Annotated in this window: 15 protein-coding genes and 1 tRNA gene; 9 read left to right on the top strand and 7 right to left on the bottom strand. The window is 54.3% G+C overall.

Translation table 11 applies throughout. The features are described 5' to 3' along the window. Positions 1-163 precede the first annotated feature (163 nt). From GCD22_RS14315 to GCD22_RS14305, 3 genes are all read left to right on the top strand, one after another. Positions 164-415, top strand: a complete 252-nt coding sequence (locus GCD22_RS14315) for a hypothetical protein (protein WP_031572212.1) — start codon at positions 164-166, stop codon at positions 413-415. Beyond that, positions 415-2295, top strand: coding sequence for a phage tail tip lysozyme (locus GCD22_RS14310; RefSeq protein ID WP_031572211.1), 1881 nt, complete (start codon positions 415-417; stop codon positions 2293-2295). Before GCD22_RS14315 ends, GCD22_RS14310 begins: the two co-directional genes overlap by 1 nt. A 105-nt stretch (positions 2296-2400) precedes the next feature. Further along, positions 2401-2724, top strand: coding sequence for a hypothetical protein (locus GCD22_RS14305; protein ID WP_051690591.1), 324 nt, complete (start codon positions 2401-2403; stop codon positions 2722-2724). A gap of 383 nt (positions 2725-3107) precedes the next feature. Here the strand turns inward: GCD22_RS14305 and GCD22_RS14300 are convergent, their stop codons facing one another. Continuing rightward, a complete protein-coding gene (locus tag GCD22_RS14300; protein WP_153940851.1) occupies positions 3108-3248 on the bottom strand; it encodes a hypothetical protein in 141 nt (46 codons plus the stop codon). A gap of 26 nt (positions 3249-3274) precedes the next feature. Here GCD22_RS14300 and GCD22_RS14295 point away from each other — a divergent pair, with 26 nt between their 5' ends. The 6 genes from GCD22_RS14295 to GCD22_RS14270 all read left to right on the top strand — a co-directional run bounded on the left by GCD22_RS14295 (position 3275) and on the right by GCD22_RS14270 (position 6118). After that, positions 3275-3715: a hypothetical protein gene (locus GCD22_RS14295; protein WP_031572209.1), complete on the top strand. Its 441-nt coding sequence runs from the start codon at positions 3275-3277 to the stop codon at positions 3713-3715. A gap of 319 nt (positions 3716-4034) precedes the next feature. Continuing rightward, a complete protein-coding gene (locus GCD22_RS14290) occupies positions 4035-4370 on the top strand; it encodes a hypothetical protein (RefSeq protein WP_031572208.1) in 336 nt (111 codons plus the stop codon). Between the two features lie 2 nt (positions 4371-4372). Beyond that, complete coding sequence (locus GCD22_RS14285; protein ID WP_031572207.1) at positions 4373-4687, top strand: hypothetical protein; 315 nt, start codon at positions 4373-4375, stop codon at positions 4685-4687. Continuing rightward, positions 4684-4896 (top strand): hypothetical protein, encoded by a 213-nt coding sequence (locus GCD22_RS14280; RefSeq protein WP_031572206.1) that lies wholly within the window; start codon positions 4684-4686, stop codon positions 4894-4896. The genes GCD22_RS14285 and GCD22_RS14280 overlap by 4 nt, the downstream gene beginning before the upstream one ends. Positions 4897-4973: 77 nt before the next feature. Then, entirely contained in the window at positions 4974-5564 is a 591-nt protein-coding gene (locus tag GCD22_RS14275; RefSeq protein ID WP_081577468.1) for a hypothetical protein, read from the top strand. Between the two features lie 335 nt (positions 5565-5899). Further along, entirely contained in the window at positions 5900-6118 is a 219-nt protein-coding gene (locus GCD22_RS14270) for a DUF4224 domain-containing protein (protein ID WP_031572203.1), read from the top strand. Positions 6119-6225: 107 nt separating this feature from the next. On the opposite strand, the gene GCD22_RS14265 is transcribed toward GCD22_RS14270, so the two are convergent. From GCD22_RS14265 to GCD22_RS14240, 6 genes are all read right to left on the bottom strand, one after another. After that, the gene (locus tag GCD22_RS14265) at positions 6226-7137 is read right to left on the bottom strand and encodes a hypothetical protein (protein WP_031572202.1); all 912 of its coding nucleotides are present in this window, start codon (positions 7135-7137) and stop codon (positions 6226-6228) included. Positions 7138-7162: 25 nt separating this feature from the next. Beyond that, entirely contained in the window at positions 7163-7333 is a 171-nt protein-coding gene (locus GCD22_RS14260; RefSeq protein ID WP_153940850.1) for a hypothetical protein, read from the bottom strand. A 180-nt stretch (positions 7334-7513) separates the two neighbouring features. Further along, positions 7514-7590: transfer RNA gene (locus tag GCD22_RS14255), tRNA-Pro, on the bottom strand. A gap of 34 nt (positions 7591-7624) precedes the next feature. After that, the gene (locus GCD22_RS14250; protein WP_024894610.1) at positions 7625-7984 is read right to left on the bottom strand and encodes a YtxH domain-containing protein; all 360 of its coding nucleotides are present in this window, start codon (positions 7982-7984) and stop codon (positions 7625-7627) included. A gap of 15 nt (positions 7985-7999) precedes the next feature. Then, the gene (locus GCD22_RS14245; protein WP_031572201.1) at positions 8000-9631 is read right to left on the bottom strand and encodes an alpha-D-glucose phosphate-specific phosphoglucomutase; all 1632 of its coding nucleotides are present in this window, start codon (positions 9629-9631) and stop codon (positions 8000-8002) included. Positions 9632-9639: 8 nt separating this feature from the next. Next, positions 9640-9921 (bottom strand): hypothetical protein, encoded by a 282-nt coding sequence (locus GCD22_RS14240; RefSeq protein WP_010640394.1) that lies wholly within the window; start codon positions 9919-9921, stop codon positions 9640-9642. Positions 9922-9927: the final 6 nt, after the last annotated feature.

The raw sequence follows: 9927 nt of genomic DNA, 5'->3' as shown, positions 1-9927 counted from the left end.
CCAAGGCCTCAAAGAACAAATTCGAGCATCCACGTCAACGCGTCATATGGTGCACGGCCTCAAGAAAAACCTAATTCCACCAGAAACTTACTTGATACAAGTGGATAGCTGTAATAAAATACAGTGTATATCTTTACACCTTCCCGATTCGCCAGGAGGAAGCATGAACACTGAATACCAGCGGCAACGCCGCCAACGTCTCTACTCCACCGGTCAGCGCATTTCCTTTGCGGTCGAAGTCCATCCAGAAACGCGCCATGCATTACGGCGCTTGGCTCGCTCCAACAGCACCAGCATGCGCGCCACCCTGGAAAAAATTATCACGGAGGCTGATATGAAAATTGCGATGACAACAGAAGGCAGTCACATGATCGACAACCACCACCTGCAATGCGCTGCAGAGAGGGGAGCATAATGGCTACCGTGATAGATGCATTACTCGTTACCCTAGGCCTAGATGCCTCCGCTTTTAAAACAGGCACGATTGAGGCGGCCAAGCAGCAATCCAAGCTGGAGAATCTACTCAAGAAGGACAGCAAAGAGCGTACGGAGCTCGACAAAAAGGCTGCAGACGCGCAGAAAAAACGGGCCGAACAATTTGAAAAGCAGGGCAAACATGCAGCCGAAACCTTTGGTAAGATACGCGACCATGCGCTTGGCCTGATTGCCGTCCTTGCGGGTGGGGTGGGGATAGCGGAGTTTGGCAAGGAGATGATTACCGGCGCTGCGAACGTCAAGCGGCTGGCCGATAATCTGGGTATGCACAGTCGGCAGGTTCAGGCGTGGCAGTCTTCGCTGAAGGCAGTTGGAGGAACAGCCCAGAGCGCCAGCAACATGCTCCTGACTATGTCCGACTCGATGACGGCCTTGCACACCTCAGGAATGGGACCAACCTCGCAGATGTCCGCGATGCAGAAGTTCGGCATAAACCCCGGCGCCACAAACAACGCGGCTACCGGTCTGCTTCGAGTATCCAGGTACCTGAGCGCCCTTTACAAAATCCATCCCAACGAAGCGCGAGAGCATGCGGCGGAAATGGGTTTTGATGAAAGCCAGTTTAACCTGCTCAAGCATTACTACGCGCTCAAGAAGAAGCTGGCCTATTACGAAGTGCACCCGGCTTACACCAAGGCGCAAGAGCAGCAGGCCGTGATGATGCAGACCAAGCTCGTGCAATTCGGCAACTCGGTCAAGCGCGTGGCAACCGCCATTGCTTACCAGTTCCTGCCGATATTCCAGAAGCTATTGGTCAAGCTTCAGGGATGGGCCAACTGGGCCATGTCGCACCAGTCCCAGATTGTCGGGTGGGTAGATGTGTTCGTGGCTGGGCTGACCAAGCTGGGCATCGAGATTAACAAAGGGGTGCAGTGGTTTGGTGGGTGGAAGGACGTCTTAATGACGCTGGCCGGGTTAAAGCTCGCCTCGATGATTGCAGGGTTCGGCCAGTTGGCTTGGTCCATCGGCCTGGTCGCTACGTCCCTGGCTCGTGTTGCTGGCTTGGGTGGTGCTGCCAAAGTGCTAAGTAGCGCAGCGGGTGCAGCAGCAGGGGGTGCGACACTGGCGGGCGGCTTGGCAGTTCTTGGTGGTGGCGTGGCTATGCTTTACTCGCAGGACACGGACGAAGGCGAGAAATCCGCGCTTAATCATGCCGAAAAGCGTGCGGCCATGATGTCCTACCTGCAAAGGCTTGGATACGGCAAAGCCGGAGCCGCAGCCATAGCCGCAAACTTCAACGCAGAAAGCGGCCTGAACCCAGACATACAGCAGCCTAACGGCCCCGGCTACGGTCTCGCGCAATGGGGCCATCAGCGGCAAGCCCTTTTCCAGAAGATGATGGGGCGACCGATTCAAGGCTCTTCCATGGCGCAGCAGTTGACCTTTGCCAACTGGGAGTTTAAGACCCAATATCCCGCAGCCTATGCCAAGTTCATGGCGGCTAAGACAGCTTCCGAAAAGTCAGCGATCTTCACCAAGTATTACGAAGCCCCGGCTAATCTGCAGTCCCAGACGATCAAGCGGCAGGCTCTGGCGAACGAGTATTACAACGACCCGACGGTCAGGATGGCAGTCCCCAGAGTCTCCGCCCACTCCAGCGCCCCGGCTCGTGCGGCCTCGATAGTCAACCACCACAACCGCAGCGCGGCTTCCGTAGTCAATCAAAACAGCAGCGAGGCACACATCGGTCAGGTGGTGGTCCATACAAACTCACAGGATCCGGCAGATCATGGACGGCTGCTCGCACAGGCCTTCCGCCGATACACGACCGTAGATGCAATCAATTCCGGAATCTTGTGAGTAATCCGCTTCTCATTCTTGGATCCCCGGCGCTTCCTAATGTGCCGGGGTTGAAGTCTGATCATAGCGGCGACCCGCACTTGGCTAACAAGCAGGAGCAGCCTCATGGTTAAACTAACTCAAAATAACTTGCGCGGACCCGGGCCAGGCAGGCCCAAGGGCAGCACAAACAAAATCACTGGAAGCGTGAAGGAGCTAATTATAGGTGCTCTAGAACAGGCTGGAGGTGTGGGCTGGTTGGCAAAGCAGGCAACTGAAAACCCTGTTGCTTTTATGGCGCTTCTGGGCAAACTGCTACCCAGCGACTTACAGGTATCCGGGGCAAACGGGGCACCTATCATGTCAATATCTGCTCAGGCTGTGGCGACACCCGAAGAAATTCGCCGCCTGCTACGGGAAGAACGAGAAAGCGGGGAGTCTTTAGCATGAGGCGCCGGAAATCCGCCCCAGCTGTAACCCCTGCATATATGGCGGCATGGACGAAACTGTTTGCCCGCAACCCTACCGAACTGGAAGCCGAACGGCAGGCCCAGAAGCCAAAACCCGCACCGCACCGCAAGACGACCGGAAAGTAAAATAGCGAGCGTTCCTGTAACCGGAACCACCTAAAGGCAACCCAAAAGCAAACGCTATCCCCAGCAATAGCGGCTCGTGCAAGGGCAAAAGCAAACGCCTGCAAGGCCCTTTCCGTGCCCTCTGCTGCATCCTGCGGCATGGGTTGGCATCACCACCGTACCGTTCACACGAAAAACGCCCTTAACGCGCCCGTTCATCGTGACCGCTGATAGTCAGCACTGGCGGGGCTTGTAGCCTCATTGTGAGCGCATTGTGAGCGCCGCGACCGAGACGTAATGAATTAAATTCATCGCTTCTTTACGGTCTGCATAGCAAGTGCCATGATCTCCCCATTGATACTCTTTGCCGCCGTGGGGGGTGCATTCTTTGATCGGCATAGGCTTCACCGTCGGAGAAAACCAAAATGAAAAAACTGTTATTGTCTGTTGCGCTTGTGCTGTCTGTGCCGTTTGCTTATGCGAATACGGACAACGGGATGATGCTCCATTTTAATGAGGCCGGAGATCTCGCAACTTATGGTGTGGGCATACCACCGACTCCTACGACGCCAGTCCCTTCACCGAAGCCCGTCAATAAGAAGATATCAGACGGGTTTGTTCCCCCAACCGACGCCAACGCTTGTCACGCTGAAGGCAAGCTCGCTGAAACGGTGGCGACAAAACGCGAACAGGGCACCCCTAAGCGCATGGTCCTGCTTCAGCTTGAGAAGACCGGCCCAGTGCAGCAATGGGTTCACCGGATAGTAGACCGCGCCTATAAGACGGACCTTCCGCCGCAGATGTTCGGGATTTCTGAAACCCTGCGCTGCGACAAGGATCATGGGATGGTGCTGCCAGGAGGTTAATTGAAACGCTGAATCAATTAACGCGCGCACGAGTTCTTGCCGACTATAAAAAAAGCTGGTGCTGATACCGTCCACCTTGACCTCCCGCACAACCGCGACTATTCTCTTGCTCATGGTGCTCAAAACACCTATAGGCGGAACTCCGCCCCGTCAGACTTGCGGGATTTTTTATGCCTGTTGCGCAGCAATAGGTGCGTCCTCGATGGCCGGGGGTGGCCGGAATACAATACCCGAGAGGGAAATACGTCCGGTGCACCTATAGCACTTTTGAGCCCCTGGCCGCCTGAGTCATTCAGGTACTATGCACAGAGGGCTTATCATGGAAAAAACACAGAATCGTACATACGGCGAGTTCGGTACTCGGTTATTTGATGCCTATCACGTCTCCAAAAACCCGGAAGGACTGACAGCCGGGCAACTGAACGGCCATCTAGAGGTCGCCAGAGAAACTAATTATGGCCTGTTCGCGAACATCAATAGTTTGGGGCAGATCCTCATGCATACGCGCAGCAATAGAGATGCCTGGGATGAAGCCACACTATTTGATTTTGGGTCTCTGCTGGCTTCTCTCGGTGGCGTCGGGTGTCTCATTGATGGAATCACCGAAGATTTGCAGCACCATATCAATACGCTGAACGCGAACAAGGAGGCTTAATCATGCATTACACACCATGTCATGAAACGATCTACAAAGCGCGGGAAGCAGCCAACCATCCCGATGGATACACCACGGAGGAGCTGGCTCGCTTTGCGGATGCCATGCGCTCAGCCAACTTGAGCTTGTGGAACTCGGTCAGCGCCATCAGTCTGGCAATGATAGAATCCAAGGACAACATAGATATCTGGAACGAAGGCACTCTTTACGGCATTGGCGAAGGGCTCGCGGTATTCTCCGATTTGGCAATGGGTATCAGCTTTACGCTGGACTCGCTCACCAATGAAATGACCCGGCGCAGAGGGGGTGCAAAATGATTATCACCGCAGCCGACCATGCCGAAGGCCTACAGAACCGCATCAACCGTATCCGCGTTATGGTGCGATTACTGACCACAGACAGCGCATATAACGAGCTTGGCAAGAATGACCTTGCCTATGCTCTGGATGCTGTTGAGAACGCGCTGGAAGATGCCTGTAATTGCTCTGGGGTGCTTACCGAGATGGTGACGCACGCGAAACTTTAATCAGATACGACCCCACCCCTGCACCAGCTTGGTCAGGGGTGGGGTGAAAGGCACAGGCGAACACCAAGGAGGAAATTATGAAGCGGTTCGTATCTGAAGATATGCCAATTTACGAAATCATGAAGGAAACTGGAGCAGATGAAGATCTCGCGGCTACTGCTGTTCACGAAGCGGGGCACTTGCTCGCCGCTATCCGACTCAAGTTATATCCGGGTACAACAACTATCATCCCCAACGAAGAGGAAGGCACTGCAGGTCATTCTTGCCATGACATAGTTGAGTTTCCAGCCGATGCAACAGACGAAGATATAATTGCCTCAGGCATGGCGCAGAAGTTAGGTATCCATTCGATGGCAGGGGCGGCAGCGTTGCAACTGATGGGGATATCCGAAAAGGATTCACTGCTGGGCGCAGATTCAGGTATTGAAGCCGCCATGAGGCTGCTTGGGGGATTGGGCGCGGAATTCTACCTTGATAAGGCGTTAAGCTTGTTCCACCAGGAGAATAATCCAGCTGCCCTGCGACTTTTGGCCGTGCAGCTGCTTCTGCATAAAACCATTGGCGCGGGGTATGCTGAACAGATCGTGGATGTTGCCGATGATGAAGCTACTATGGCTGAAATTGACGAGGCGATTGCAATACAGGGCAAAGGATTCATTTTGGAGTAAGTGAAAACCCGTAACAGCATTGTAGGGGGAGGATAGATAGATGGCCGTCAGACGCCAAGAACTCTGTGCTGAGCTTCAGATCAGCGAAAGCACCGTCCGCCGCATGGAGTTGGAAGGACTGCCTTTCTTGCTAGTCGGGAAGCGTGGTAAAAGATACGACCTGGACGAAGTGAAAGCGTGGATGCGGGAGCAGAGAAGGGAATGTCAATCTGGACCGATAAAGACGGTCGTAAGCATGTCGGCCTTATGGTCAATGGCAAGCGCCTGCACAAAATCTGCCCAACAGGTACGACGGCGCGTGATGCCAAGCAAATCAGGTTGATAAGAGACTTTCGATGTTCCTAACTGATGAAGAGCTGGAAGAGTTGACCACCTACCGGACGCGCCCAAAGCAAATAGCGTGGCTCAAGGCCAATGGTTATCCTTTTGAAATCGGCGGTAATGGTCGCGCCCGAGTGCTCAAGGCTATGGTGCTTGCCAAGTTGGGGGCACCAGTGCAACCACCCGAGACAAGGCCCCAAGTCAGGATTCCCTCTAGTGCCAGAAAGGTATAGGCAGTTTTCCATTGTCACGACAACATCACGATCAACTGTCCTGATGCACGCGGGGCATTTTTGCACCTATACGGGCCCGATATGGCCCTTTGCTGGGCATTTAAACCCTATACCCCAGCCAATTCTATCTGTTGGAGGATATCCGCAAGCATCTGATAGACGGGTGCGACCTTGACGCCTGACGCAGGCATTTTGCCTTCCGCTCTAGCGGCGCCCGCCAGCCGGCGAAACACATCCGGAATAGCCTCATCGGGAATGCCGCCTACTTTTGCGCCACGATAATTACTGGAGAGTGACTGAATGGCCTTGGGTAACCGCTTCAGATCGGTAGAGCCATCAGCCAACAGGTAGGGCAGTTTCCAGGTGGACGTCTTGCTGGGATTGCCGACATAGGCAAAGCAACGAGCAGGGATCTGATACTTCGGATGAAGGAGTACATCTTGACCAGCATCAACAGCCTCATCGGCAGATAGAGCGGCACCAATCTGCCCTAGCAACGATAAATCTGCGAGCGCCTCACAAGGACGGTGCACGCCATCCATGCTCACCCACCAGAGCTCATCAATCGGCGGCTCTTCTTGAGCCAGATTGAGCGTCACACGCGGGCGCGAGCCACCATCAACGATGTCTGCAGCGAAAAACAGGATGCCATCACACACAGCCACCTGCTTAACATGCTGTTCGTGGGCGTAGCGGATGGCTTGGGCGAGCGCATTATCAATGGCGGTCCTGTTAGATAGGCTACCTGGGCGCTTGGCCTCGACAATAAGGTATTTGGTGAAGTTGTGGGTTACCACCAGATCAGCACGGCCGAGCTGCCAATTCAGATCCCGCTCTTGCCAATCCAGCACACTGGTGAGTAACGCGCCGACGATGTTTTCAGCAGCTTTTTCTGCCACCTTGCCGAAACGCTCCTGAGCAGAAAGCATGGACTCACGCCGCTGCAGGAATAAAGGCCACGCTGCCCGAGTTCGTTGTACGCACTTACGGTATCCGGCGAGGTCCTGATAGTTGGTCATAGGAGTTCCTTTGGAATCTGGACGGTCAATGCCTGGTGGCTTCTATATCATCGACCAGCATGTCGAGTAGTGCCACCAACTGCAGATCTTCAAAACGCATAGCGTGGCCGCAAATCATGCAGACGATCAGGTCATCTTGATGTTTAAATTGTTCGCTGCCGCACCTTGGGCAATGCAACTCTTGGGAGTCTGCCATGATTCCACCGTATTGATCTAGGGTTACTGTTACGGTAACGACTACCTTGCGTCTGGACGTGGGCAGCGCCAGCTTCAAAAACCCGTTATGACATTCGCCAAGTGTAACCGGTAATGTAACCGGTAAACGCTACAGACAAAAATAAAGGCCCAAGCGAAACGCTCAAGCCTTTGATTTTTTTGGTCGGGGCGATAGGATTCGAACCTACGACATCCTGCTCCCAAAGCAGGCGCGCTACCAAGCTGCGCTACGCCCCGTCGCGGCAGAGAATAGCCGCTTGCTGCTCCGTGGTCAATCTAAACGGGACAGTTTCCGACGCAGGCGGTCCAACTCGCTACGGGCCAGGGCGATGCCATCATTGAGGCGTTGCCGTTCCCGGTCGCTCAGGTCTTTACCCTTTTGGACCAGCTCTTCACTGTAAATGGCGATGGTATCCAGCAACTCTTCCACGCGTTCATTCATCCGTTCACGGGAAGCGACCACTTTGTCCCAGGCACGATTAGCCTGATGGCGAATTTGTTCGCGGGTGCGGTCGCCTGCCTGAGGGGCAAAAAGCAAAGCGGTTACTGCTCCGGCAGCGGCACCCGCCAGCAGGGCAATGCCCAAAGCACTATATCCAAGACCATTACTATCGTTGTCGTAATCCATCATAGTCAGACTCCTTCATCAGGTGATGACAGTGGGGGCCTTGCGGCCCGTAAGTTTTTCAATACGGGTCAGGTCCTTGCCCAAGGCAATCAGTTCACGCAGAACCCGTTGTGGATCCAGGTGCTGGCGCGCAGCATCCTGTTCCAGATGTTCATGATAAATCCTCAGAGTCGCACCCTCGGTTCCGGTTCCGGAAAGACGGAAAACCAGGCGCGCTCCATCGCTGAACAGCAGGCGCAATCCCTGATGGCTGCTAATGCTTCCATCTATCGGATCCGTATAGGCAAAATCATCAGTGGTTTGGACAATCCTTCCCGCCAGCGTTTGCCCTGTCAGCACCGGAAGCTGAGCAGTGAGTGTTGCCATGATTTCTTCCCCGGCGCTGGCAGGTATCCCTTCGTAATCATGACGGGTGTAGTAATGGCGGCCAAATTCCTGCCAGTGCCGGGTCACGATTTCTGCCACGGATTTGCCGGTCGCGGCGATCACCGACAACCAGGCAAGGACCGCCCAGAGCCCATCTTTTTCGCGGACATGATCAGAACCGGTGCCGAAACTTTCCTCGCCACAAAAGGTAATCTTACCGGCATCCAGAAGATTTCCAAAAAATTTCCAGCCGGTCGGCGTTTCATAATGTGGTATGCCCAGTTTTTGTGCTACCACATCAACGGCCTGACTGGTGGGCATGGAGCGTGCAACGCCCTTCAATCCGCCGTGGTAACCGGGAATATGGGTAGCATTGGCAGCCAATGCCGCCAGAGAGTCGCTGGGTGTGACAAAAAACTGGCGACCCAGAATCATGTTGCGGTCGCCATCACCGTCGGATGCTGCGCCAAAGTCGGGAGCCTCTTCGCCGAACAGATAATCAGCAAGAGACTTGGCATACACCAGATTCGGATCGGGATGACCACCACCAAAATCCGTCAGGGGAATGCCGTTGACGACCGTGCCAGCAGGGGCACCCAGTTGGTTTTCAAGAATCTCCAGGGCATAAGGACCGGTGATGGCGTGCATGGCGTCAAATCGCATGCGGAAATTGCCATTAAAAAGACGACGCAACGTTTCAAAGTCAAAAATGCGGGCCATCAGCTCGGCATAGTCCCGGACCGGATCGCAAATTTCAACGGTCATGTCGTCGAGTTGAAAAACACCATCGTGATCGATATCGACATCCGCAGTATCCAGAGTTTGATAGCTCTGGATGCTTTTACTGCCGGCCCAGATGGCATCCGTGATTTTTTCAGGAGCGGGTCCTCCGTTGCTGATGTTGTATTTGATGCCGAAGTCATGATGGGGGCCAGCCGGATTGTGGGAAGCGCTGAGAATAATGCCGCCATGGGCATGGTGGGCCCGAATGATTGCAGAAACAGCGGGGGTAGACAAAAGTCCTCCCCGGCCGACCATGACTTTGCCCCAGCCATTGGCTGCGGCCATCCGCAAAATGATCTGGATGGCTTCGCGATTGAAAAAGCGTCCATCGCCACCAAGAACCAGCGTTTTACCCTTGCGGTCTGGAATCGCTGCAAAGATCGATTGGACAAAATTTTCGAGATAATGAGGCTGCTGAAAAACCGAGACTTTTTTACGCAGTCCCGAGGTGCCGGGGCGTTGATCGGGGAAAGCCTGTGTAGGAATCGTCAGCACCGCCATGGTACACCTCAGGATTCAAGTGGTAAGTCGATGATGGTCGTTTTTCTGCTGGAATCGGTCCGGATCCAGACCGTATAACCACTGATCTGCCAGGAACTGACTATAACCCCTTCACTCTGGATGGCCTTTTCACTGGCACGCACAACCTCCGGGTCACTGGCTTCGTCCCAATCGGCAGTAACATGACGCCGGAGCAATTCCTGTGGATCCAGCTCGCCAGACTCAAAAATGGCCTGGGCATCCGGGGAAACGTAGATGGATCCGAGTTCAAACAGCATGGTTTTTTTCATGGTTCT

It is taken from the genome of Acidithiobacillus thiooxidans ATCC 19377, assembly GCF_009662475.1.
Taxonomy (GTDB): Bacteria; Pseudomonadota; Gammaproteobacteria; order Acidithiobacillales; family Acidithiobacillaceae; genus Acidithiobacillus; species Acidithiobacillus thiooxidans.
The sequence above is the reverse complement of the archived record's forward strand: the minus strand, read 5'-3'. Positions and strand labels throughout refer to the sequence as shown.

Bases quoted from the DNA above. Each gene is read 5' to 3' on its own strand.
- GCD22_RS14315 (WP_031572212.1), top strand. From the start codon at position 164: ATGAACACTGAATACCAGCGGCAACGCCGCCAACGTCTCTACTCCACC.
- GCD22_RS14310 (WP_031572211.1), top strand. From the start codon at position 415: ATGGCTACCGTGATAGATGCATTACTCGTTACCCTAGGCCTAGATGCC.
- GCD22_RS14305 (WP_051690591.1), top strand. From the start codon at position 2,401: ATGGTTAAACTAACTCAAAATAACTTGCGCGGACCCGGGCCAGGCAGG.
- GCD22_RS14300 (WP_153940851.1), bottom strand. From the start codon at position 3,248: ATGCCGATCAAAGAATGCACCCCCCACGGCGGCAAAGAGTATCAATGG.
- GCD22_RS14295 (WP_031572209.1), top strand. From the start codon at position 3,275: ATGAAAAAACTGTTATTGTCTGTTGCGCTTGTGCTGTCTGTGCCGTTT.
- GCD22_RS14290 (WP_031572208.1), top strand. From the start codon at position 4,035: ATGGAAAAAACACAGAATCGTACATACGGCGAGTTCGGTACTCGGTTA.
- GCD22_RS14285 (WP_031572207.1), top strand. From the start codon at position 4,373: ATGCATTACACACCATGTCATGAAACGATCTACAAAGCGCGGGAAGCA.
- GCD22_RS14280 (WP_031572206.1), top strand. From the start codon at position 4,684: ATGATTATCACCGCAGCCGACCATGCCGAAGGCCTACAGAACCGCATC.
- GCD22_RS14275 (WP_081577468.1), top strand. From the start codon at position 4,974: ATGAAGCGGTTCGTATCTGAAGATATGCCAATTTACGAAATCATGAAG.
- GCD22_RS14270 (WP_031572203.1), top strand. From the start codon at position 5,900: ATGTTCCTAACTGATGAAGAGCTGGAAGAGTTGACCACCTACCGGACG.
- GCD22_RS14265 (WP_031572202.1), bottom strand. From the start codon at position 7,137: ATGACCAACTATCAGGACCTCGCCGGATACCGTAAGTGCGTACAACGA.
- GCD22_RS14260 (WP_153940850.1), bottom strand. From the start codon at position 7,333: ATGGCAGACTCCCAAGAGTTGCATTGCCCAAGGTGCGGCAGCGAACAA.
- GCD22_RS14250 (WP_024894610.1), bottom strand. From the start codon at position 7,984: ATGATGGATTACGACAACGATAGTAATGGTCTTGGATATAGTGCTTTG.
- GCD22_RS14245 (WP_031572201.1), bottom strand. From the start codon at position 9,631: ATGGCGGTGCTGACGATTCCTACACAGGCTTTCCCCGATCAACGCCCC.
- GCD22_RS14240 (WP_010640394.1), bottom strand. From the start codon at position 9,921: ATGAAAAAAACCATGCTGTTTGAACTCGGATCCATCTACGTTTCCCCG.